21 protein-coding genes are annotated in these 23,291 nt (G+C 36.1%); 10 read left to right on the plus strand and 11 right to left on the minus strand.

Annotated features, from left to right (window positions below):
* Nucleotides 1–3 precede the first annotated feature (3 nt).
* From ugpA to V4P55_RS00185, 5 genes are all read right to left on the minus strand, one after another.
* Nucleotides 4–888, minus strand: a complete 885-nt coding sequence (gene ugpA, locus V4P55_RS00165; RefSeq protein ID WP_455474385.1) for a sn-glycerol-3-phosphate ABC transporter permease UgpA — start codon at nucleotides 886–888, stop codon at nucleotides 4–6.
* A gap of 103 nt (nucleotides 889–991) precedes the next feature.
* Nucleotides 992–2,317 carry a sn-glycerol-3-phosphate ABC transporter substrate-binding protein UgpB gene (gene ugpB, locus V4P55_RS00170; protein ID WP_455474386.1) on the minus strand — a complete coding sequence of 442 codons (1,326 nt, stop codon included), beginning with the start codon at nucleotides 2,315–2,317 and terminating at the stop codon, nucleotides 992–994.
* Nucleotides 2,318–2,657: 340 nt separating this feature from the next.
* On the minus strand, nucleotides 2,658–3,587 hold the full coding sequence (locus V4P55_RS00175) for a metal ABC transporter solute-binding protein, Zn/Mn family (RefSeq protein ID WP_455474387.1): 930 nt from the start codon (nucleotides 3,585–3,587) through the stop codon (nucleotides 2,658–2,660).
* 1 nt (nucleotide 3,588) lies between these two features.
* Nucleotides 3,589–4,470 carry a metal ABC transporter permease gene (locus tag V4P55_RS00180; protein ID WP_455474388.1) on the minus strand — a complete coding sequence of 294 codons (882 nt, stop codon included), beginning with the start codon at nucleotides 4,468–4,470 and terminating at the stop codon, nucleotides 3,589–3,591.
* Between the two features lie 6 nt (nucleotides 4,471–4,476).
* Nucleotides 4,477–5,229, minus strand: a complete 753-nt coding sequence (locus V4P55_RS00185) for a metal ABC transporter ATP-binding protein (protein WP_455474389.1) — start codon at nucleotides 5,227–5,229, stop codon at nucleotides 4,477–4,479.
* Between the two features lie 583 nt (nucleotides 5,230–5,812).
* Between V4P55_RS00185 and nrdH the strand changes: the two genes are divergently transcribed.
* Genes nrdH through nrdF form a run of 4 tightly spaced genes read left to right on the plus strand, consistent with a single transcriptional unit; the run spans nucleotide 5,813 to nucleotide 9,551 of the window.
* Nucleotides 5,813–6,037, plus strand: a complete 225-nt coding sequence (gene nrdH / locus V4P55_RS00190; RefSeq protein WP_455474390.1) for a glutaredoxin-like protein NrdH — start codon at nucleotides 5,813–5,815, stop codon at nucleotides 6,035–6,037.
* The gene (nrdI, locus tag V4P55_RS00195; RefSeq protein WP_455474391.1) at nucleotides 6,037–6,435 is read left to right on the plus strand and encodes a class Ib ribonucleoside-diphosphate reductase assembly flavoprotein NrdI; all 399 of its coding nucleotides are present in this window, start codon (nucleotides 6,037–6,039) and stop codon (nucleotides 6,433–6,435) included. Before nrdH ends, nrdI begins: the two co-directional genes overlap by 1 nt.
* Complete coding sequence (gene nrdE, locus V4P55_RS00200; RefSeq protein WP_455474392.1) at nucleotides 6,417–8,567, plus strand: class 1b ribonucleoside-diphosphate reductase subunit alpha; 2,151 nt, start codon at nucleotides 6,417–6,419, stop codon at nucleotides 8,565–8,567. Before nrdI ends, nrdE begins: the two co-directional genes overlap by 19 nt.
* Before the next feature lie 9 nt (nucleotides 8,568–8,576).
* Nucleotides 8,577–9,551, plus strand: a complete 975-nt coding sequence (nrdF, locus tag V4P55_RS00205; protein WP_455474393.1) for a class 1b ribonucleoside-diphosphate reductase subunit beta — start codon at nucleotides 8,577–8,579, stop codon at nucleotides 9,549–9,551.
* Here nrdF and prmC read toward each other — a convergent pair.
* From prmC to secA, 4 genes are all read right to left on the minus strand, one after another.
* Nucleotides 9,548–10,414 (minus strand): peptide chain release factor N(5)-glutamine methyltransferase, encoded by an 867-nt coding sequence (gene prmC / locus V4P55_RS00210; protein WP_455474394.1) that lies wholly within the window; start codon nucleotides 10,412–10,414, stop codon nucleotides 9,548–9,550. The genes nrdF and prmC overlap by 4 nt on opposite strands.
* Nucleotides 10,411–11,490, minus strand: a complete 1,080-nt coding sequence (gene prfA, locus V4P55_RS00215) for a peptide chain release factor 1 (RefSeq protein WP_455474395.1) — start codon at nucleotides 11,488–11,490, stop codon at nucleotides 10,411–10,413. Before prfA ends, prmC begins: the two co-directional genes overlap by 4 nt.
* Before the next feature lie 191 nt (nucleotides 11,491–11,681).
* Nucleotides 11,682–12,131 (minus strand): Fur family transcriptional regulator, encoded by a 450-nt coding sequence (locus V4P55_RS00220; protein ID WP_455474396.1) that lies wholly within the window; start codon nucleotides 12,129–12,131, stop codon nucleotides 11,682–11,684.
* Nucleotides 12,115–14,823 carry a preprotein translocase subunit SecA gene (secA, locus tag V4P55_RS00225; protein ID WP_455474397.1) on the minus strand — a complete coding sequence of 903 codons (2,709 nt, stop codon included), beginning with the start codon at nucleotides 14,821–14,823 and terminating at the stop codon, nucleotides 12,115–12,117. Before secA ends, V4P55_RS00220 begins: the two co-directional genes overlap by 17 nt.
* Before the next feature lie 410 nt (nucleotides 14,824–15,233).
* Here secA and V4P55_RS00230 point away from each other — a divergent pair, with 410 nt between their 5' ends.
* From V4P55_RS00230 to V4P55_RS00245, 4 genes are all read left to right on the plus strand, one after another.
* Nucleotides 15,234–16,187 carry a peptidylprolyl isomerase gene (locus V4P55_RS00230; RefSeq protein WP_455474398.1) on the plus strand — a complete coding sequence of 318 codons (954 nt, stop codon included), beginning with the start codon at nucleotides 15,234–15,236 and terminating at the stop codon, nucleotides 16,185–16,187.
* A gap of 132 nt (nucleotides 16,188–16,319) precedes the next feature.
* A complete protein-coding gene (gene argJ / locus V4P55_RS00235; RefSeq protein ID WP_455474399.1) occupies nucleotides 16,320–17,558 on the plus strand; it encodes a bifunctional glutamate N-acetyltransferase/amino-acid acetyltransferase ArgJ in 1,239 nt (412 codons plus the stop codon).
* Between the two features lie 134 nt (nucleotides 17,559–17,692).
* Nucleotides 17,693–18,106 carry an 8-oxo-dGTP diphosphatase MutT gene (mutT, locus tag V4P55_RS00240; protein ID WP_455474400.1) on the plus strand — a complete coding sequence of 138 codons (414 nt, stop codon included), beginning with the start codon at nucleotides 17,693–17,695 and terminating at the stop codon, nucleotides 18,104–18,106.
* Between the two features lie 375 nt (nucleotides 18,107–18,481).
* Nucleotides 18,482–19,837, plus strand: coding sequence for an L-cystine transporter (locus V4P55_RS00245; RefSeq protein WP_455474401.1), 1,356 nt, complete (start codon nucleotides 18,482–18,484; stop codon nucleotides 19,835–19,837).
* 29 nt (nucleotides 19,838–19,866) lie between these two features.
* Here V4P55_RS00245 and V4P55_RS00250 read toward each other — a convergent pair whose 3' ends face one another.
* Entirely contained in the window at nucleotides 19,867–20,736 is an 870-nt protein-coding gene (locus tag V4P55_RS00250; RefSeq protein WP_455474402.1) for a methyltransferase domain-containing protein, read from the minus strand.
* A 638-nt stretch (nucleotides 20,737–21,374) separates the two neighbouring features.
* Here V4P55_RS00250 and V4P55_RS00255 point away from each other — a divergent pair.
* Complete coding sequence (locus tag V4P55_RS00255) at nucleotides 21,375–22,142, plus strand: ComF family protein (protein WP_455474403.1); 768 nt, start codon at nucleotides 21,375–21,377, stop codon at nucleotides 22,140–22,142.
* A gap of 48 nt (nucleotides 22,143–22,190) precedes the next feature.
* Nucleotides 22,191–22,448 (plus strand): glutaredoxin 3, encoded by a 258-nt coding sequence (grxC, locus tag V4P55_RS00260; protein ID WP_455474404.1) that lies wholly within the window; start codon nucleotides 22,191–22,193, stop codon nucleotides 22,446–22,448.
* A gap of 22 nt (nucleotides 22,449–22,470) precedes the next feature.
* On the opposite strand, the gene ubiG is transcribed toward grxC, so the two are convergent.
* Nucleotides 22,471–23,214 carry a bifunctional 2-polyprenyl-6-hydroxyphenol methylase/3-demethylubiquinol 3-O-methyltransferase UbiG gene (ubiG, locus tag V4P55_RS00265; protein ID WP_455474405.1) on the minus strand — a complete coding sequence of 248 codons (744 nt, stop codon included), beginning with the start codon at nucleotides 23,212–23,214 and terminating at the stop codon, nucleotides 22,471–22,473.
* Nucleotides 23,215–23,291 lie beyond the last annotated feature (77 nt).

Raw genomic sequence — 23,291 nt, forward strand, 5'->3', positions numbered from 1 at the left:
CTCTTAATATTGCACGCGACGTTCAATCCAGCGAAATTGGATAAATGTCAATACAATAACCATAAACATTAATATTGCTGATTGTGCCGCAGAGCCACCAATGATTTGATTTTTAAAGCCATCATCGTACACTTTATAAACAAGTGTATTTGTTGCACCTGCTGGTCCTCCAGCGGTCATAGTATCGATAATACCAAATGTATCAAACATGACATAATGAATGTTTATGATGAGAAGAAAAAAAGTTGTCGGTGAAATTTGTGGAAAAATTACAGTCCAAAATCGTTTAAAGGGACCAGCACCATCGATTGCAGCTGCTTCTATCTGAGAGCGGGGAATAGATTGAAGACCGGCAAGAAAAAAAAGAAAATTGTAAGATATTTGTTGCCAGCTTGCAGCGATTACAATCATGATCATAGCTTGAACACCATTGATACGATGATTCCATATGATGCCTATTTTTTCCAAGAGAAAGGGCAAAATTCCAATAGCAGGGTGAAAAATAAACAACCACAATACACCTGCTAATACAGGAGCAACTGCATAAGGCCATAGCAAAAGCATAGTATAGGCCTTTTGGGCATGGATAACACGATCAACACAGACAGCCAAAAGAAGTGATATTGTCATTGCAACAAGAGTAACAGACACAGAAAATATCGCAGTTGTGAGTAGTGACTTTATGTAAACAGGATCAGAAAAGACCGTGATATAATTTTCAAATCCAACAAATGTTGTCGTAAAACCAAAAGCATCTTCACGCTCAAAAGATAATTTTATTGTTTGAGCAGCAGGTAGGAAAAAAAATAAAAAAGTTACCGCAAGTTGAGGAAAAAGTAGCCAGTAAGGAAGTCGGCTATTTTTAAAATATGCATGTTTTTCTTGCATTTTTAAGTTTCTTTATTGAAATGTATTAAGAGATCAGCAATAAAAAATCGCAAAAACTCAATTTTATGTTGAGGTTTTTAATTTCTAGTGCAACCATGGAACTTTAATGATTAGACTTTTCAAATTCACGGAGAAGTTTGTTCCCACGCTTTACAGCTGTATCTAATCCGAATTTTGGTGTTTTCGATCCATTAAGAACAGCTTCCAATTCTTGATCAAGAATGGAACGAATTTGCGGTAAATTACCAAATCTTATCCCCTTTGAGTTAACAGTTGGTGGGTTAAGGCTAACCTGTTTTATAGCGATATCCGTACCTATATTTTCATCATAAAAATGTTGTTCTTTACTTAATTCATAAGCCGCTGTTGTGATTGGTAAATATCCTGTTTTCTGATGCCATTTTGCTTGATTATTTGCCTGTGAGATAAATCTAAGAAAAGCAGCTGCTCCTGCATATTCTTTCGAGGTATGACCTCTTAACACCCAAATAGAAGCACCACCAATAATTGAATTTTGCGGTGCATCTTTTACATCGTTATAGTAAGGTAATGTGCCAAATCCAACATCAAATTGAGCTTCGGAAACAATTCCGGCACGTGATCCTGAAGATTGTATAAAAATGGCACAATTTTGTGCCATAAACATTGGCGTTGCGTCTAATGCACCAGCAGGTCCACCATAGCGAAAAATATCTTGATCAGACCACTTTTTAAGATCAGTCCACATACGCACTTGTAAAGGTCCATTAAATGTAAGTTCTGAATCAAGCCCATTAAAACCATTTTCTTTTGTTCCAAATGGAATATTGTGTAAAGCTGAAAAATTTTCTATTCCAATCCATTGAGCTGCATAGGACATTGTAAAACCGCAACTTGCTGCTTTCGTTTCAAGAATTTTTTTCGAAAAGTTTTCGACATCTTGCCACGTTTTAGGTGGTTGTTCTGGATTAAGCCCTGCTTTTTTAAAGATATCTTTATTGTAGTAAAGGATTGGTGTTGAAGCATTAAATGGCATAGAAAACATCCGTCCCTTAGAATCAGAATAATAACTGCTGATAGCAGGTAAATAGTCTGTAGGGTTAAACTCTTGTTTCGTGTCTGCCATAAGCTGATAAATTGGATAAACTGCACCTTTTGCGGACATCATGGTTCCAGTACCAACTTCATAAATCTGAGCAAGAACTGGTTGTTGTTTTCCGCGGAATGCTGCAATGAGCGAAACCATACCTTCTTCATATTCACCACGAAATGAAGGAACAATTTTATATTCAGACTGGCTTGCATTAAAGTCGTTAATCAAACTTTCGGTTTGTTTTCCTAGCTCGCCGCTCATAGAGTGCCAAAAGCTAATTTTTGTCTGCGCAAAACCTGTAGTTGCTATGGTAGTAGCAATTGTAAATGCTGCTATAGAAAAATAAAAGCGAATCATGGTTCCCCCTTTCTGAAGTGATAGAACATAGATATCCTCAAAATTATAGCATTAAACATGAACCTGCCAGAAAGGTTTTGTTGCAGAAATATGTTGCCTCATTTAAACAGGAACCATTAAAAGGTCAAACAAATTTGTTTAAATCTATAAAATTTCCCTTTGCGATTACTATTGCATGTTAACGATATTTTGACGAATATTAAAAAAAAAGAAATATTTCAAATAGAAAGCGTAAGGAAAAAATTCAAAAATATGAATAATTAAGTGTTATTGAGCTTAAGCCTATTATCATTTTTGAATGATGATTTTGGGAAGAGGTATTTATATTCCATGTAAATAATTATATGTCTTCGCTCTTCATTATAGCATTTATGATGGTGTTGACATTATGCTGCATCATAGCAAGATAAGTTGCAGCAGGACCATTTGTATTTGAGAGTGCATCAGAATATAACGTTCCACCAATTTTTAATCCTGTTTCTCTTGAAATTTGCTCTATGAGACGAGGATTTGAAATATTTTCAACAAGCAGAGCGGCTGCTTTATTTGCTTGAATTTGTTTGATTAGTTTGGCTACATCGGCTGCAGTGGCTTCGGCTTCTGTCGATGCGTTCTGAGGAGCAAGAATAGTAAAGCCATACTCTTGAGCAAAGTAATCAAAAGCATCATGAGATGTGATAATGGTACGTTTATCTTTTGGGATGGTTGCAATCTGTTTTGTGATGGTTACTTGCATTTCATTTAGTTTTTTGATGTAAGCGTCGGCATTTTTATTGTAGTTTATACAGGACTGTTGATCAATTTTGCAAAGAGCATTAGCAATATTTTTTACGTAAACTTTAACATTCGGAATAGTTTGCCAAGCATGTGGATCAATGTTGTGTCGGTGATGTTGTTTGGTGCTATGTTCTGGGTTTTTAATTTGGAGAGGAAAAATATTAGTACTCACTTTGACAAGAAGAGCTTTCGTATCGCTTGCCGTAATGAGTCGGTCAATGAATCCTTCTAAATGAAGACCATTGATAAAAATGATATGGGCATCCTTAAGAGCTTGGGCGTCACGAGGGGTTGGTGTATAAGTATGAGTATTTTTCTCAGGACCTATAAGAGTAGTTATAAAAATATGATCACCTCCTACGTTTTTTATTAAATCTGCAAGAATGGAAAAGCTTGCAACAACTTTAATTTTATTCTGCGTACTATGTGCAGAAGCGGGCAGTGAAAAAAAAGCAAATAATAAGAGGATTTTGAGTACGATAAATCTAGACACATTATTTCCTTATAGTGGAGAAAGGGTGTAAAAAGAGATGAGGAAAACGCATCATAATAAAGCCACGTGGACTTATGAGGCAGGAAAGAAGATAAATAAATCCTGCAACAATGATAATAGCGGGACCTGAAGGAATGGATAGATGAAAAGAAATCAGTAATCCGCATGCGCTAGAAATGATTCCTAAAAAAACAGAAAGTATACAAATGGGACCAAGACGCGAAAGCCAAAAACGGGCTGTAATAGCTGGAATCATCATAATGCCTACAGAGAGCAACGTTCCCAATGATTGAAAACCACTAACCAAATTTAATACGACAAGTCCAAGTAATGATATATGGACATATTTGCTCAATGGAGAGAGTGATTTGAAAAACAAAGGATCAACACTTTCTATCACAAAAGCGCGCCAAAAAATACAAAGTACGCATACTGTAATCAGCATTATAGTCGTGATGAGGTAGAGAGCTTGTGTATCAATAGCAAGAACGGAACCAAATAAGAGATGGAGCAAATCAGTTGTTGAATTTTTAAGTGAAATAATAATGACTCCTGCTGCTAACGCAATAAGATAAAAGACCGTCATTGATGCGTCTTCTGTTTGGATGCTATTTCGTGATGTTAAGGCAGTTGCGATTGCAACAATGATGCCAGCTAAAATTCCACCAAGTGTCATAGATATAAGGGAAAAGCCACAAAAAAGAAATGCTGTAGCAACACCAGGAAGAATAGCGTGAGATATAGCATCTCCTGTCAGACTCATCTTACGTAACATCAAAAATACACCGGTGGGACAAGCGCTAATTGATAAAAGAATTAAACCAATTAGAGCGTTTTGCATAAAATGAAAATCAATGAAAGGTGCAAAGAAAAACGCGTACACGGATGATTACGACCCAACGTAATTGAAAGTGTTAGTGGTAAGATATTTTTTTAACGGTTTGATTTGGAAAGAATAGGACCTGCAAGATGAAGGGATATGGCGAGCACTATCATTAAAAAACTGTTTTGTTTCTCCATAAAAGGCGTTTTGTTTATTCATTTGGATCATTTGAGGAAAGTGTTTTTTCACAACGAGAGCATCATGTAGTGCTGTAAGAACTGTTCTTCCTTGCTGTTGCCAGTGAGTGATCAACCTTAAAAGATCTTTTTGGGTACGATAATCTACCCCATTAAAAGGCTCATCAAGTAAAATAATATCAGCATCTTGTAAAATAATGCGCGCAAAAAGAGCACGTTGTAACTGACCGCTTGATAGTGTATCGAGCGATCGGGTAGCGAGCGCTGTGAGTCCAACCATTTCAAGTGCATTTTGAATTTTATCTTGATAAAAACGCTGGCTTTTCCATAATCCGCAAAAAGTCCATAATCCTGTTCTGGTGAGCGCTTCTACATTAATTGGAAATGTTAGATCAATGGCGTGTTGCTGGGAAAGATAAGCAATGCGTTTTTTGGGGGGAGAGCTAATGTTACCACTGAGCGGTTTAATTAAGCCAGCAATTGCTTTAAGCAGTGTAGATTTTCCAGAACCGTTGTTCCCCATTATTGCAATTAGCGAGCCTGATGCCAGTTTTGCTGAAAAGTTCTTGATCACTATTCTGTTTGCATAGCCTAATGTTATGCCGTCAAAATGCAGACTCATAATTTTTACCATATTCGTTTTTTTTCAGATAATTATGTTATATAATTATAGTTATGTTATATAATCACGCATGTCAATAATATGTTATAACATCACAAATAAAATCTTGGGGGACATTGCAAAACAACGGTTGAATTTTTATCATGAAATATTAAAAATGTATAACGTTAGCAGCGTGAAATGGAAGCGTGTATTCCATGAAAAAGTGTTTGAGTTTTTCCGTAATGGAAAAGAGTGTTTTTTACTAAAATGTTTTTCTTATCTTTGGTGAGTTTTTTCATGAAAGAGAGAAGCTGAGGTATTAAGAAGTAGCTGCTTCAAGTGTTATCGTAGATCGTTTATTTTTGAAGACGGCAGGAGGGAAGTGCAGTGCAAACAAACAATTATTTTATAATTGGGAGGAGAAGGTAGCATTTAAATTGTAAGATGATCATATGTTCTTGTCATAATTTTTAAATTAGTTGATTAAGAATGTGGGGATTTTCGAATATATTTAGAGAGGTGTGTGTCGCTTGAGTTTATATATGGCTACACATGATTTAAGTAAAAAAGCTGATTTTTGGAATTATGGAAGTTGAAGAAAATGTCTATTACTATCTATAGCAAGCCATCTTGTGTTCAATGCGACGCGACGCGACGCGCTTTTGATGCTAAAGGTATTGGTTATCATGTTGTTGATATTTCCCGTGATGAAAAGGCGTATAGTTTTATTCGGTCTTTGGGATATCGTCAGGTTCCTGTGGTTGTTTGTGGTGAGAATCATTGGTCTGGATTTAGACCAGATATGATTAGTGGTCTTTGTGATTGATGGGGCTTATTGTTTATTATTCAAGTACAACGGGCAATACTGAGCATTTTGTTTCTCAGGTTGGTCAACGACTCTTCAAAATTGATAAAAAAAAACCTAATCTACTAGTTGATGAGCCTTATGTATTGGCTGTTCCAACATATGCAGATGGTGAAGGTAGGATGGCTGTGCCAAAGGCGGTTATTCGTTTTCTTAATAAAATGGAGAATCGAAAATTAATTCGTGGCGTTATTGGTGGCGGAAATCGTAATTTTGGTCGCAATTATAACTTAGCTAGCAAGATTATTGCTGAAAAATGTTTGGTGCCTTGCCTTTATCGTTTTGAGCTTCGTGGGACTGATGAAGATATTATGTGTGTAAAAAAGGGATTGGAAAAATTTTGGAAACAATCGGTATAGAACGACTGAAGAAATTAGATAAGTCTACAGACTACCATGCGCTGAATGCGATGCTTAATCTTTATGATGAAGATGGGCGTATCCAGTTTGATATGGACCGGCTTGCAGCACGGCAATATTTTCTCCAGCATGTTAATCAAAACACAGTTTTTTTTCATAATCTTAAGGAGAAAATAGATTATTTGATAGAAGAAGGTTACTATGAGAAGCCTTTGTTTGAACTTTATGATTTTTCTTTTATCAAAAAGCTTTTTAAACGCGCTTATGCGTTTAAGTTTCGTTTTCCAACTTTTTTAGGTGCGTTTAAGTATTATACAAGTTATACGCTAAAAACTTTTGATGGAAAACGCTATCTTGAGCGCTATGAAGATCGTGTTTGTCTTGTAGCTTTATATTTAGCACAAGGAAACAAGGATCTTGCTGAAAATCTTGTAGATGAAATTATTACAGGACGGTTTCAACCTGCAACGCCAACATTTCTGAATGCAGGGAAAAAACAACGTGGCGAATTGGTATCGTGTTTTTTATTGCGCGTTGAAGACAGTATGGAATCAATAGGTCGTTCGATCAATTCAGCTTTACAGCTTTCAAAACGAGGTGGAGGTGTAGCGCTTTGTTTGACAAATTTGCGAGAAGCAGGAGCGCCGATAAAAAAAATAGAAAATCAATCCTCAGGTGTTTTGCCTGTAATGAAGCTTTTGGAAGATGCTTTTTCTTACGCTAATCAACTTGGAGCGCGGCAGGGAGCCGGTGCGGTTTATTTACATGCGCATCACTTAGATATTATGAAATTTTTGGATACAAAGCGTGAAAATGCGGATGAAAAGGTTAGAATCAAAACACTTTCACTTGGGGTGATTATTCCTGATATTACTTTTGAGCTTGCGCGTAATAATGAGGATATGTACTTATTCTCACCTTATGATATTGAGCGTGTCACAGGGAAACCTTTTAGCGATATTTCTCTGACGGAGCATTATCGATCTTTTGTTGATAATGCCCAGATTCGTAAAAAGAAAATAAGTGCACGTGTTTTTTTCCAGACATTAGCAGAAATTCAATTTGAATCAGGTTATCCATATATTTTGTTTGAAGATACCGCTAATCGAGATAATCCAATAGCTGGACGTATAAGTATGAGCAATTTATGTTCAGAAATTTTGCAGGTGAGTGAAGCTAGTGAACTGGAAACGGACCTAACATATCGTACTATTGGAAATGATATATCTTGTAATCTTGGTTCAATGAATATTGCAAAAGCAATGGAAAGCAATGATTTTGGGAGAACTGTAGAAATTGCTGTTCGTGCTCTTACTGCTGTTTCTAATATGAGTGACATTGCTTGTGTACCTTCTATTGCAAAAGGCAATGCAGAAAGCCATGCGATTGGTTTAGGGCAAATGAATTTGCATGGCTTTTTAGCGCGTGAAAAGATTTATTATGGATCTCCAGAAGCAATTGATTTCACAAATATTTATTTTTATACTGTACTGTATCATGCGATACGTGCTTCCAATTTGATTGCGCGTGAGCGTCAAGAGGTGTTTGTAGGATTTGAGAAATCAGCTTACGCAGATGGCAGTTTCTTTACAAAATATATTGAAAAAGAATGGAGGCCACAATTTTCTCTTGTACAGGGAATTTTTGCACGGAATAATGTTGTCATTCCGGATCAAAAAGATTGGCAAGAACTCAAAGATTTAGTTGTTAAGCATGGGATTTATAACCGAAATCTTCAGGCAGTACCTCCGACAGGATCTATCTCCTATATTAATCATGCGACATCTTCAATTCATCCGATTGCTTCAAAAATTGAGATTCGCAAAGAAGGAAAAATTGGACGCGTTTATTATCCTGCTCCTTATATGGATAATACGAATTTAAATTTTTATCAGGATGCTTATGAGATTGGTCCTGAAAAAATTATTGATACCTATGCTGCCGCTACACAGCATGTTGATCAAGGTCTTTCATTAACGTTGTTTTTTCCTGATACGGCTACTACGCGTGATATTAACCGTGCGCAAATTTATGCTTGGAAAAAAGGTATAAAAAGCATTTATTATATACGATTGAGACAAATGGCATTAAGCGGAACAGAGGTAGATGGCTGTGTTTCATGCAGTTTATAGGAGATTCATATGACAAAAATTACGACTAAAAATCCTGTTGTTAGTGCTGTCAATTGGAATAAGTTGCATGATGAAAAAGATCTTGAAGTTTGGAATCGTTTAACTGGAAATTTTTGGTTGCCTGAAAAAGTTCCGCTTTCAAATGATATTCCTTCATGGTCAAGCTTGACGGAAGAAGAACGTAGGTTAACTGTTCGTGTTTTTACGGGGTTAACCCTTTTGGATACGATTCAAAACACTGTTGGAGCCATTTCACTTATGGCTGACGCAATAACAGAGCATGAGGAGGCCGTGTTGACGAACATTGCGTTTATGGAAGCGGTTCATGCACGTTCTTATTCTTCTATTTTTTCAACCTTGTGTTCGACGGTAGAAGTCGATGATGCATTTAGGTGGTCAGAAGAAAATGTTCATTTGCAAAAAAAAGCCAGGCTGATTCTTGAGCGTTATGAAGCAAATAACCCATTAAAGAAAAAAATTGCTTCAACTTTACTTGAAAGCTTTTTATTTTATTCTGGTTTTTATTTACCTATGTATTGGGCCAGCCGTGCTAAATTGAGTAATACAGCAGATTTAATACGGCTTATTATTCGTGATGAAGCTGTACATGGTTATTATATAGGTTATAAATTTCAATTGGGATTTGCAAAACTTGATGAAGCAAAAAAACAAGAAACGAAGGATTTTGCTTTTGAGCTTCTTTTTGATCTTTATAATATTGAATGCAAATATACTGAAGACCTTTATGACGATATTGGATTAACCGAAGATGTTAAAATTTTCCTTCATTATAATGCAAATAAAGCTTTAATGAATCTGGGATTTGAGGCTCTTTTTCCACCAGAGGTTTGTCGTGTTAATCCAGCGATTTTAGCTGCTTTATCGCCAAGCTCTGATGAAAATCATGACTTTTTTTCTGGTGCAGGTTCTTCCTATGTTATTGGCAAGGCCGTTGCTACCACGGATGATGATTGGGAATTTTAGTGATTGTGTGAAAAGAGAAGTGCGCGAGGTATATTATTGAGATCTTTGCGCATTTCTAAACATTGGAAGCCATTTTTTTCGAATAAGTTGCGGATTGCTTTTTCCTGAGAATAACCTATTTCAATAGCTACGTAGCCTTTTTCCTTTAAGTAATTTTTTGCTTCGTAGGCTAGCTTTCGGTAAAAATCAAGACCATCTTTTCCACCGATTAATGCGCGTAATGGGTCATGAAGACGCACTTCTTTTGCAAGTTTTTTGATATCTTTTTCTGGAATATACGGTGGATTAGAGATAATAAGATCAAATTGACCTATGACAGAATTAAACCAGTTGCTGAGAAGAGGTGTAAAACGGTGAGTAACTCCCGCATTTTTTGCATTTTTTGTGGCTGTTTTAAGAGCATCTTCAGAAATATCGACAGCTACCGCATAAGATTTTGGAACTTGTTTAAGAATTGCAATGGCGATAGCACCGCTTCCTGTTCCCATATCAAGTAGTATCATTTTTTTTGATGTTTCTACTTGTTGTTTAACTAAGGGGAGAACAAGATCTACTAGTGTTTCTGTATCAGAGCGAGGTTCTAATGTATCTTGAGATAATGCAAAGGGTATACCATAAAATTCCCGTATCCCTATAATACGATAAACGGGCTCACCGTCAATGCGTCGTTGCACAGCTTGTTCTAGTTTCAAAATTTGTTCAGAAGATAGACGAATATTTGGTCTGCAGATTCTATCAAATGTGCTTGTGTTAGTTATCCACTCAACAAGTATTTTTCCATCAAGATGGGCTTCAGGAATTGCGTGAGCACGTAATTTTTCTTGAGTTTTTCGAATGATGTTATGAAGAGTATAATTGTTCATCCATTACCATCCATTTCTGTGAGGAGGCTGGTTTGATGATCGGATATGAGGGCGTTAATAAGTTCATCAATGTCTCCCTCTAAGATGCGATCAAGTTTGTACAATGTAAGATTAATACGGTGATCCGTGACGCGCCCTTGAGGAAAATTATAGGTACGAATACGTTCTGATCGATCTCCAGAGCCAACTTGATTTTTACGTGATTCTGAGCGCTCATTTTCTGCTTTTTGTCGTTCAATATCGAATAGGCGTGCTCGTAAAATTTGCAGAGCACGTGCTCGATTCTGATGTTGTGATTTTTCTGCTTGTACAACCATAATTCCTGTTGGAATATGCGTGATGCGAACGGCTGAATCAGTTGTATTGACATGTTGTCCTCCTGCTCCAGATGCACGCATTGTATCGATGCGAATGTCCTCTGGACGGATTTCAATATCAATTTCCTCAGCTTCTGGAAGTACTGCAACTGTAGCTGCAGATGTATGAATACGTCCACCTGTTTCTGTTTCAGGAATACGTTGCACACGGTGAACACCTGATTCAAATTTTAGTTTAGAAAATACCCCTTTTCCTGAGATAGTGGCAATAATTTCTTTATATCCACCAACTTCACCTTCGCTAAGTGAAACAACTTCAACTTTCCAATTATAGGCACTTGCATAACGTTCATACATTCGGAAAAGATCACCAGCAAAAAGAGCTGCTTCTGATCCTCCTGTTCCTGCTCGAATTTCAATAATAGCACTTTTTTCGTCAGCAATATCTTTGGGTAAAAGAAGAATCTGAAGTTCTTGTTCAAGCTGTTCTTTTTTTTGAAATAATGACAACAGCTCTTCTTGTGCCAGGTCACGCATTTCTACATCTGTTGATTTATCATTGATTATAGCTTCCAGCTCTGTGATTTCTATGTAAAGAGCATTTAATTTTCGTATAGAAGTGACAATTGGCTGTAATTCCGCATATTCAGAAGCTAGTTTTACATAAGTTCCAGCATCTGGGTTTTTAGCCATTTGGCCTTCAATTATTTCAAAGCGTTTTTCAAGTTGTCTCATACGATCTTGTGGCAAAGAAACCATGATAATATTAGCCTAATTTATTGTAGTAGTTTGCGATGATACTGATGATGAATTTTTATCACATCATATTAAAAGAGGTAATAAAGCAGAAAAAACCTCTTGCCAATGATAACGGTAGGCTTTTATGGTAAATTTATGCAAAGTTCAGTTTATATAAAGAACTTTTTGATTATACATAAAAAAATATTGATTTAAGAATTGCGTTTTTTGCCGTAAAGTTCAAAACGATGGTGAATGATATCATACCCAAGAGATTTTGCGATTTCTTTTTGTAGTTTCTCAATTATATCAGATTGAAATTCAATGATTTTTCCTGTTTCTATGTCAATGAGATGATCATGATGTTTTCCATCTGCTTGCTCAAAACGAGATGGTCCACCATCAAAAGAATGGCGATGAATTTTTCCATTTCCTTCTAATATTTTCATTGTTCTATAAACTGTTGAAAGTGAAATACTCGAATCTATTTTGTTGGCACGTTGAAAAATCTCGAATGCATTTGGATGGTCATTTGTATCGATCAGAATATCAAGAATCACACGTCTTTGACGTGTTATCCTTAGACCGGCAGTACGTAATTCTTGTTCATAATTTTTCTTTTTATTCATTTCAATTGCTTGCTTTTTAGACAAAAGCTCCATGACAATGTTTGTATTTTTTTTCTGAACCACAAGGACAAAGTTCGTTGCGCCCAACTTTTCCCCATGTGGTTAAATCACAAGGATCTCGATCTTTAGAAGAAACAAGCTTATTTTTTCGTGGCTGTATTTCTAAGGCTGGATTATTTTGACCGTTACCATCTGAATGATCTGCATGATTCTGTGTCAGTGATAGTGATTCTGCAGGTTGCTGAATGACTTCAAAATGCATAAGTTTAGCAATAACATGTTTTCTCAAGTTTCTGAGAAGAGCTTGAAAAAGTTCAAATGCTTCTGTTTTGTATTCACTAAGAGGGTCTCGTTGTGCATAACCACGAAAACCTACAACAGAGCGCAAATGATCTAAGTTAACCAAATGTTCGCGCCATAATACATCAATGGTTTCAAGCAATATTGCTTTTTGGAAATAAGCCATAATTTCTGGAGAAAAGCGTTCAGTACGTTCGTTTTCAAATTGAATAACAGCATTAAATATACGTTCTAATATTTGTTCTTGAGCAACACCTTCTTCTTTTGCCCATTCTTCTAGGGGAAGATCCAAATTGAAGAGCTGATGAAGCTCTTCTTGTAGAGTTTTTATGTCCCATTTTTCAAAATATGTTCCTGATGGAACATAAGTTTCTACTAAATCCTCAACCACTTCGTTACGCATATCAGAGATTACTTCAGCTAAATCATCTGCATTCATAATTTCCATACGCTGTTCGAAAATAACTTTGCGCTGATCATTCATTACGTCATCGTATTTTAATAAGTTTTTACGAATTTCAAAATTTCGCGCTTCAACTTTCTTTTGAGCTTTTTCAATGGCTTTATTAATCCATGGATGAATAATGGCTTCATTTTCTTTTAGTCCAAGTTTTTGCAACATGCTATCCATACGATTAGAGCCGAAGATGCGCATGAGATCATCTTGAAGGGAAAGAAAAAATTTTGAGCGACCAGGGTCACCTTGTCGACCAGAACGTCCACGAAGTTGATTATCAATACGACGACTTTCGTGTCGTTCAGTAGCAATAACATAAAGACCTCCAGCAGCTAATGTTTTTTCTTTGAGCTGTTGGACATCTTTTTTTATTTCCTCAATCTTAGCGGTTCGTTCTGATCCTTCTGGCATATCTTGTAATTCTTGTCGAATACGCATTTCGACATTACCGCCAAGCTGTATATCAGTACCACGACCAGCCATATTCGTAGCAATAGTTAAAGCTCCGGGAACTCCTGCTTGCGCAATAATGTACGCTTCTTGCTCATGATAGCGAGCATTTAGAACTCTAAAATTGGTAATACCCTCTTTTCGTAAACGCTCTGCCAGTTGTTCTGATTTTTCAATAGAGGTGGTTCCAACAAGGATAGGTTGACCTTTTTCATGTGCTTGACGAATATCATGTACAATAGCACGATATTTTTCTTCCGAAGTTCGATAAATTTCATCATCTTCATCTCGGCGCTGTACTGGTAAATTTGTAGGAACTTCAACAACATCAAGACCATAAATATTACTAAATTCTTCTGCTTCAGTTGTGGCTGTGCCTGTCATACCAGACAATTTTTTATACATACGAAAGTAATTTTGGAAAGTGATGGAAGCTAAAGTCTGGTTTTCTGGTTGAATAGCAACATGTTCTTTGGCTTCTAGTGCTTGATGAAGCCCTTCGGAATAACGCCTTCCTGGCATCATACGCCCCGTAAATTCATCAATGATAACAATTTCACCATTGCGGACGATGTAGTCTTTGTCACAAACAAACAATTTATGTGCTTTTAAGGCATTATTTACATGATGGACAATAGTAACATTTTCTATGTCATAAAGGCTTTCACCTTTAAGATGTCCGGCTTGCTCGAGCATTTTTTCAATTTTTTCAGTACCAATTTCGGTAAAAGTTATTGTTTTTTGTTTTTCGTCTATTTCATAATCTTCCGCAGTTAAGGCAGGAATAAACGTATCAATCAAGTTGTAAAAATCAGTACGGTCTTCTAAAGGACCAGAAATAATAAGAGGGGTACGTGCTTCATCAATAAGGATAGAATCAACTTCATCGACAATTGCATAGTGATGTCCACGCTGGACCATTTGATTACGATCAAAAGCCATATTATCGCGAAGATAATCAAAACCTAGTTCATTATTTGTCGCATAAGTTATGTCACATGCGTAGGCAGCGCGACGAGCATCATTATCAAGATCATGAAGAATCACACCTGTTGTCAATCCTAAAAAACTGTAAAGTTCTCCCATAGTTTCAGCATCGCGACTGGCAAGATAATCATTGACCGTAACAACATGAACACCTTGTCCTTCTAATGCATTAAGGTAAACTGGCAGTGTTGCCATTAATGTTTTACCTTCACCGGTACGCATTTCAGCGATGCCTCGCTCATGAAGTACCATTCCACCAATGAGTTGGACGTCAAAAGGACGCATATTATAGACACGCTTTGCTGCTTCACGAACAGTTGCGAAAGCTTCTGGCAAAAGTAAATCAATAGTTTCACCTTCTGCTAATCTTTTACGGAACTCATCAGTTTTTTGGCAGAGTTGCGTATCACTTAATTTTTGGAATTGTTCTTCCAAAGCATTAATTTTTACGACTTTTTGACGAAAAGCTCTGAGACGGCGCTCGTGAGCTGAACCAAAAAATTTACGTGCAAAAACGCCTAAACCGACCATTCCTGGTCCTTTCTTTTATTTATTATTATTACAATTGGGTACTTCATATATTACCCACATCTTCTGCATCTTCCAAGAGGTTTAATACAATTGGATACAGATGATATTTATTTACTTGTTACTACCTAATTTTTTACTTTAATTATCAAAGTAGAAATAAGAGGATAAACGCACTGTGTCAACTTCAGTAATACCATCTAAGCAGTATATTGTAGAGTCATTTAACGTATAATATGATATCAATCTATGCTATTATATTTTTTGTTGTTATAGAGGAGAGTAAAATAAGCGAAAAAAATGAAAAGTTTATGATTTTTTTTATAAGATTATTAATTTATCTATGCTTAGAGATTTAAAGTGTTATGATAGAAAATAGAATCTTGAACGTGCATTTTTTAAGGAGCATATTTATGAAATTCAACTTTATCACGCTGCTTTTAATCTCAACTGTATTGGTGAGTACAAATTTTGAGGTAATGGCACAAGAAAGCGTGAAGTCTGGGAAAAGTGATTTAAAGACTTTGGAAAAAGTTTCTGAAAAGAAAGTTTCTCCTTCCCATGTTATGGCGATTATTGATGGAAAAAATATTACGGCAGGACAATTGGATGAGTTAGCGCTCGAAATAAATCCTAATTTAGCAAATATTCCTGATGAACAGCGCCGTATAACGGTCTTAAAAGCTTATGTGGATATGCGCGTACTTACTAAAGCGGCAATTAATAAAGGTCTTGATAAGACAGCAGCCTATAATAAACGTATGGAAATTATGCGTGATAATGTTCTTCAGCAGCTCTACTTTAAGCAGATGGTTGTTGATAAAATTTCAGATACTGATTTAGTAGCGCTTTATGATAAAGAGGTTGCTGCTTTGCCTAAAGAGGATGAAGTTAAAGCGCGCCATATTTTAGTTAAAACAAGAAAAGAAGCAGAAGCTATCATTAAGCGTTTAAATAAAGGCGAAGATTTTGCGGAGATTGCAAAAAAGAATTCAACAGATGGATCAGCTGCTGTTGGGGGGGATCTTGATTATTTTAGCCACGGTCAAATGGTAAAACCTTTTGAAGATGCTGCGTTTAGCTTGAAAGTTGGAGAATATACTAAAAGTCCTGTTGAAAGTCCTTTCGGCTGGCACATCATAAAGGTAGAAGATCGTCGTTTAAAACAACCTCCTGCATTTGATGATGTAAAAGAGATGTTGCGTACACAGCTTATAAAAGAGCGTTACCAAAAACTTATTACTGAATTGCGCAGTAAGATAGATGTCAAATATCCTGATGCTCATATTGCAGAGCTTATGCAGTCATTTAGTAAAAATGATATGTCATTGTTAGGTGATACATCTGGTGAAGAAGAAGTAGAGTAGTACTTTTAGCTGGGCGATTTGTATACATTGCTTTTATTTTAAAAGCTCAGCAATTACTTTTGAGAGAATCTTTATTTCAAATCATTCGATTGCGTAGTAGGGGGGGCTGTTTATTTTTATGGAAAATATGCTGTGAATTTGAAAATAGTGCCTTTTCCTTTTTCAGAGATAAAGGAACTTCCGTCTTTACCTGGTGTGCGGATAGCAACAGCTGAAGCTGGGATTAAATATAAAGACCGTACAGATCTTTTGTTCATTATATTTGATAAACCAGCAAGTGTAGCAGGTGTGTTTACACGCTCAAAATGTCCATCTGCTCCTGTAGATCATTGTCGTGCATCGCTTTCTCATGGCGTTGCTAGGGGTATTGTTGTTAATTCAGGGAATGCAAATGCTTTTACGGGACGCAAAGGAAAGCAAACAACAGATGCGATAACATATGCTGCAGCAAGTGTTTTGAAAGCTAAAAAAAATGAAATTTTTATAGCTTCTACAGGTGTTATTGGAGAGCCGATGGATGCGTCTTGTGTTGTAAATCTTCTACCCAATATGGCTAAGACAGCACAAGAAGGAAATTGGCTGGATGCTGCGAAAGCTATTATGACAACTGATACCTTCCCAAAACTCGCTATGCGCAGATTTAATTGTGGAAGAGAGGTTATAACCATCAATGGTATTGCAAAAGGTGCAGGTATGATTGCACCAGATATGGCAACCATGTTATCCTTTGTGATAAGCGATGCAGTAATTTCTTCAGACATACTTCAATTTATGCTATCAGAGGCAGTTCAAGGTTCTTTCAATTCTATCACTGTCGATAGTGATACCTCAACATCAGATACATTAATGATGTTTGCAACAGGGCAAAAGCAAGAGACTTTTCCTTGCATTACAAGTAAGTCTGATCCACGTTACCAGGTGTTTTTGGAACAATTAAATGAGCTTTTGCTCGAGCTTGCATTACAAGTTGTTTGTGATGGTGAGGGTGCCCGTCACTTAATTGAAGTTAATGTGACTGGTGCTACAACAGATAATGATGCTAAAATTATTGCTCGATCAATTGCTAATTCACCACTTGTAAAAACAGCTATTGCTGGTGAAGATGCGAATTGGGGACGCGTAGTCATGGCGGTTGGCAAGGCAGGTGTTGAAGTGGATCGGGATTTACTAACTATTTGGTTTGGTAAACATCGTGTAGCTATAAATGGTGAACGTGATCCTGAGTACAATGAAAAAACTCTTGGTGCTTATATGCAGGGAAAACATATTACGATTCGTACTGATATTGGTCTTGGGAATGGTAAGGCAACAATTTGGTCTTGTGATTTAACAAAGGAATATGTCTCGATAAATGGAGATTATAGAAGTTAATTCATTCATTATGAGTTTATACATCAAGTATTTGTACATTAAAAAAGAAAAGGTATCGATTTCTTTATCTATCTGTAAAAAGGAAGAAATGGTAATAGGGGGAGTTATTGTTATTTCTTCTGTTAAAGGATGATATGTATATAAAAAATTCACTTCTTCTTGTTGTTGCATGTGCATTGGTTGATGAGGATAATCGCATTTTACTTGCAGAGCGCCCTCAAGGAAAATCAATGGCTGGTTTGTGGGAATTTCCTGGTGGGAAGGTTGAGCAAGGTGAGACTCCGGAAGAATCATTAATTCGTGAATTAGAGGAAGAGATAGGCATCTACATTTCGCCAAATAATTTATTTCCCTTGACGTTTGCAAGTCATAGCTACGAGGATTTTCACCTTTTAATGCCATTATATCTTTGTTATCATTACGATGGTGTAGTACAGGGGCGAGAAGGGCAAAATTTGGAATGGGTTTTTATTGAGGATTTAAGTGATTATCCTATGCCTGATGCTGATAAGCCGTTTATCCAGATATTGAAAAAATTTTTACTCTAATGTTAGATTTACATTTTAATGTATTTATGCAAAAGGAATGTTGTGGGGAGGAAAGGGATTCTTGTTATATGGGGCATTATAACAGAAGAGTTTTGTATTGTTGTATAAAAATTGTTTATTCATTTATTGTAATGAACTGTGCGATGTTTCTATATCGAAATTTTTATAGTAACACTTTGTATTTTTAATCAAAAATATTCCATTTTTTTTAAATTGCTTGAAGCAGTTATGAATAGATGTTTTGATATAGAATCTAAAATAATGATCTTATGATCATATATACAACTTCATATTTTAATCTTTAAGTTATGTGTTTTTTCAAGATATACTTTAATTTCCCATAATTAAGCGTAATTGATAGTAGGGATATGAATAATGACATTTAATTTTTTTATCAATTTAGCTCTGTTTGTTATTTTTTTATTATTGCTCTTTCAGAGTAGTAAAATCAAATGGAGTTTTTCTTTACGTGTTGCATTGGGTCTTATTTTAGGATTGGTTTTTGGAAGTGCACTGCATGTTGTTTATGGGGAGGGTGAAGAAACATTAGTAAAATCTGTTGAATGGTTTAATATTATTGGAGATGGTTATATTTCGTTATTACAAATGATTGTTATGCCATTGGTCTTTATCTCGATTGTTTTAGCAGTTTCTCGTTTGCACTCTGTTTATGATGTCGGTAAAATTAGTGTAGCTGCAATTTTCGTATTACTTTTCACAACAGCTCTTTCAGCATTAATTGGTATTTTTGTAGCTAATTTTTTTGGATTAACAACAGATGGTTTGATACATGGAGAAGAAAGTGCTTCTGCGGTTCTATTTCACCATACTTCTCGATTAGAAGGTATGAGTGCGCCAAAGATGATTTTGTCCTTTATACCTAAGAATCCATTTGCTGAGTTGGGAGGAATGAAACCAACATCAGTTATCAGTGTTGTTATTTTTTCAGTATTTTTAGGGGCAGCGGCTACTATTTTAAAGAAAGACGATCCCGATAAAGGAGAAAAAGCACTTTTATTTATTCAAGTTGCACAAGCTTGGATTACGCGATTAATTCGTATAGTGATTTCTCTAACACCTTATGGTATTTTTGCACTGATGACCAAATTTGGAGCGACCTCAAATATTGCAGATATTTTAAAATTATTGATTTTTGTCATTGCTTCTTATGTTGGTATTATACTTATATTTGGAATTCATGGTATATTGCTTGGTATATCAGGCATTAATCCATTTCGTTTTTTCAAAAAGATTTTACATGTTTTAGCATTTGCTTTTAGTAGTCGTTCAAGCGCTGCAAGCATTCCTTTAAATATTAATGCACAAACACAGAAGATAGGTGTACCACAGTCAATTGCGAGTTTTGCAGCCTCTTTTGGAGCAACAATTGGACAAAATGGTTGTGCAGGTCTTTATCCAGCGATGCTTGCAACCATGATAGCACCATCTTTAGGGATTAATCCTCTTGATCCTGCTTGGATTGCTAGCCTCGTTGGTGTTGTAACATTAAGCTCAATTGGGGTTGCTGGTGTCGGTGGAGGGGCTATTTTTGCCGCATTGATTGTGTTACCAATTATGGGGCTTCCTGTTACCTTAGTATCTGTACTCATTTCTATTGAGCCTTTAATTGATATGGGGCGTACAGCTTTAAATGTAAGTGGTTCAATGTTAGCTGGAACGATAACAAGTCAAATATTACGTCAAACGGATAAAAGTATTTTTGAAAAATAATCTTTATTTTGTGCTTACAGTTTTTGTGGTTATTTTTCTAAAATATTTGCGAGAGATACTTGAGCAGATCCTGGTTTCATAGGTTTTTGTTGACTTTGATGAGGTGCCCAACCAGAAAGCCAGATAAAAGAAAATTGTGCGCGAATGCGCCCATCTGGATCACTAAACTGTTGTGCATAAATTTCAGCAGCGCGGAGAAAGAAGCGCTTTGATACAGGGCGTCGTGAGCGATTGGTGAGTGCATTTTGCATTCCCATCGCTTTCAGATCATACATTAGATCAAACATTGTATTATAGCGTACGGTGATATCTTCAGTATCCACTACAGGTAAAGCAAAACCTGCGCGCTGTAAAAGGGCTCCTGCATCATGAATATCGGCAAAAGGGTAAATTCTAGGACTTGCTCCGCCATAAATTTCAATCTCAGCTTGTAGTAAGCATTCACGCAGTTCAGGGAGTGTACCAGCTCCAGCCATAACCGCGAGAAATAAACCATCTGGCTTAAGAGTATTGTTTATCTGACGCAAGATACCAGGAGTGTCATTAGTTAACTGCAGTGAAAGAAGTGAAACAATGAGATCGCAATAATGTTGAGGAAAATCAAGAACTTCTCTGTGGCGTAAATGAAATTTTGTTCCCTGCCTCTGATAGAGCGTGTCAGTTTCCACCTGCTCTATGGCACAAACTTTACCTGATTTTATCAAACTTTTTATCGCAAGATCAGTGTGACTATGTAAATCTAAACCCAATGTAAAGAGACGGTTAACAGTACTTAGCCGTCTATAAAGGTCTTCTGCCATATAAGATAGTAAGAAATCATGTCCTTTTTTTGCTATCTGAAAAGCCCGCTTGCGGTATTGCTCAATACGGTCATAATCGAAAATTAAGGAATGTGACACGTTGTTAAGTACTTTCTTTCCATCTATAATTGTAATATAGTAAATAATATTGGGGGAAATTGTGCGTTTATGCAAGCTATGTCAAAAGTTTATGGTATGGAAATAAACATATTGAGTATTATGTAGCAAGAGCACGAGAAGGTAACTATTTAAAAATATATCATTTGTATGATGGCGTAAATATCTAAAATAGAAAACATTATTTTATTATTGTTTCAGTTGCTCATTCACAGAATCGGTTAATGGCGGTAACGATGTTTGTTTTATTCGTTTATTCTATGTTATATGATGTTGAGAGATAATATAAAGAATGTTGCAAAAGTTGTAAGCTGAACATCAAGGTTGTGGAATAAAATAAACAACTCGTATTTTTAAATCATAAAAAAATTGTCCTTAAAGAATTATCGGTGAAGGGTGAATTGAATATAGATTCTTTTTGGTGAAGCGCATTATGCATATGGTAATTATTAAGCAGCCATATCCATTTCGTTAAATTTATTAATAAGCCTTTATAGAGAAGATCTTTTTCAATAATCCTGTAAAGGGGTGTAATTTTTATAGTTTTAAAAATGTAAAAACAATTTTTTTGTTTAAAAATGTTATAAAAGCTTAGATTGATGATGTTCCATTTGTAAAAAATGACTTTAAATGGTGGGGATATATTGGGTAAACTTATTGAACGCTTGATCACTATTTTATATCCACCAGTTTGTCTTGGATGTAAACAAATGGTTTCTGCGTATGGTACGACCTGTTCTGAATGTTGGAAAGATCTTCAATTTATTACAAAGCCTTATTGTCCTATTATGGGGATTCCTTTTATTTGCGACATGGGAGATAATTTTCTTAGTGGTGAAGCTCTTCAAAGCTCTCCACCTTTTTCACGTGCTCGCTCAGCTCTCGTTCATAAAGGAGTGGCACAAACTTTGGTAACGAGACTAAAATATGGCGATCATATAGAGTTGGCACCTTTTATGGCTAATTGGATGATGTTTGCTGGACGTGAGATTATTGATGATTGTGATGTTATTATTCCTATTCCGCTGCATTTTCGCCGTTTTTGGGGACGGCGTTATAATCAATCTGCTGAACTTGCGCGTTGTATTGCAGCAATGCGGAAGAAAATTTTTAAACCTGGCTGGCTTGTGCGTCGTAGGCATACACGTCCACAGGTTCATTTATCGGCTAAAGAGCGAAAGTTAAATGTATTGAATGCTTTTGAGGTTCCTTGTAAAGTTAAAAAGCATTTAAAGGGATGCTCTGTTTTGTTGATTGATGATGTCTTCACAACAGGTGCAACAGTTACAGCTGCAGCTACAGTATTAAAACGTGCTGGTGCGCGACAAGTTGATGTTTTAACATTTTCGCGTGCTTTAGGAGAGGTTATTGTTTTTCCTAACTCTTGAGAGAGATTTTAAATTAACTACATTAAAGGCTATTGGAGGGTCATAATAATGAAAGAAATTATACTTTATACACGTCCTAACTGTCCTTATTGTGCGAAAGCGCGGGATTTACTTGATAAAAAAGGTGTAAAATATACGGATATTGATGCATCGACTTCTCTTCGTCAAGAAATGATTATACGGGCTAATGGGCGTAATACATTTCCACAAATTTTTATAGGTGATTATCACGTAGGGGGATGTGATGATCTCTACGCTTTAGAAAAAAACAATGAGCTTGATTCGTTGTTAAAGGGCGTGCAATAGCTATAGTACAATATATGTTTACTTAAAATCTTTGAGCAAGAAGCAAATAATTGACGTCCATGTCTTTTGAACGATTCCAGCTGTCATTGAATGGATTGTAGGTAATGCCTATTTCATCAATGACAGTAAGGGCGTTTTCTGATAAAAAATTTTTAAGTTCATGAGGTTTGATAAATTTTTTATAATCATGAGTTCCTTTAGGAAGCCAACGTAAAATGTATTCAGCACCTATAATAGCTAATACCCACGCTTTCCATGTGCGGTTAAGTGTTGATATAAACATCAGTCCTTGAGGTTTAAGTAATGTTGCTGTGGCTGCTATAAAAAGATTAATGTCAGCAACATGTTCAACAACTTCCATATTGAGAATAACATCAAATTGTTCTCCTTCATTGGCTAACGCCTCTGCAGTAGTGGCACGATAATCAATAGAAAGACCATTTTGAGCTGCATGGATTTTTGCAACTTCAATATTCGTTGGTGCAGCGTCAGCCCCAATAACTGTAGCACCAAGGCGCGCCATTGGTTCACACAGTAATCCCCCTCCGCAACCAATATCAAGAATTTTTAAATTTTCGAAGGGTGTAAGCGAAATAGGGTCGCGATTAAATGCAAGACAGATTTTCTCTTTAATATAAGCAAGGCGTGTTGGATTAAATTGATGAAGTGGGCGAAATTTTCCTTGTGGATTCCACCATTCAGCGGCAATACGTGAAAAGTGATCAATTTCATTCTGATCAATAGTAGTATGTGTTTCATTTGTCATATTACTCTCCTTTTATTTTAATAATTAAGTCAGATGGATTTTATCTAAAGTCAAGGAAAGTTATTGTAAACATATTA

The sequence above is a fragment of the Bartonella sp. B30(2025) genome (genome assembly GCF_053793825.1).

Coding starts and splice junctions, on each gene's coding strand:
- ugpA (WP_455474385.1), bottom strand. CDS start 888: ATGCAAGAAAAACATGCATATTTTAAAAATAGCCGACTTCCTTACTGG.
- ugpB (WP_455474386.1), bottom strand. CDS start 2,317: ATGATTCGCTTTTATTTTTCTATAGCAGCATTTACAATTGCTACTACC.
- V4P55_RS00185 (WP_455474389.1), bottom strand. CDS start 5,229: ATGAGTCTGCATTTTGACGGCATAACATTAGGCTATGCAAACAGAATA.
- nrdH (WP_455474390.1), top strand. CDS start 5,813: ATGTCTATTACTATCTATAGCAAGCCATCTTGTGTTCAATGCGACGCG.
- nrdI (WP_455474391.1), top strand. CDS start 6,037: ATGGGGCTTATTGTTTATTATTCAAGTACAACGGGCAATACTGAGCAT.
- nrdF (WP_455474393.1), top strand. CDS start 8,577: ATGACAAAAATTACGACTAAAAATCCTGTTGTTAGTGCTGTCAATTGG.
- prmC (WP_455474394.1), bottom strand. CDS start 10,414: ATGAACAATTATACTCTTCATAACATCATTCGAAAAACTCAAGAAAAA.
- prfA (WP_455474395.1), bottom strand. CDS start 11,490: ATGGTTTCTTTGCCACAAGATCGTATGAGACAACTTGAAAAACGCTTT.
- V4P55_RS00220 (WP_455474396.1), bottom strand. CDS start 12,131: ATGGAGCTTTTGTCTAAAAAGCAAGCAATTGAAATGAATAAAAAGAAA.
- secA (WP_455474397.1), bottom strand. CDS start 14,823: ATGGTCGGTTTAGGCGTTTTTGCACGTAAATTTTTTGGTTCAGCTCAC.
- V4P55_RS00230 (WP_455474398.1), top strand. CDS start 15,234: ATGAAATTCAACTTTATCACGCTGCTTTTAATCTCAACTGTATTGGTG.
- mutT (WP_455474400.1), top strand. CDS start 17,693: ATGTATATAAAAAATTCACTTCTTCTTGTTGTTGCATGTGCATTGGTT.
- V4P55_RS00245 (WP_455474401.1), top strand. CDS start 18,482: ATGACATTTAATTTTTTTATCAATTTAGCTCTGTTTGTTATTTTTTTA.
- V4P55_RS00255 (WP_455474403.1), top strand. CDS start 21,375: ATGACTTTAAATGGTGGGGATATATTGGGTAAACTTATTGAACGCTTG.
- grxC (WP_455474404.1), top strand. CDS start 22,191: ATGAAAGAAATTATACTTTATACACGTCCTAACTGTCCTTATTGTGCG.
- ubiG (WP_455474405.1), bottom strand. CDS start 23,214: ATGACAAATGAAACACATACTACTATTGATCAGAATGAAATTGATCAC.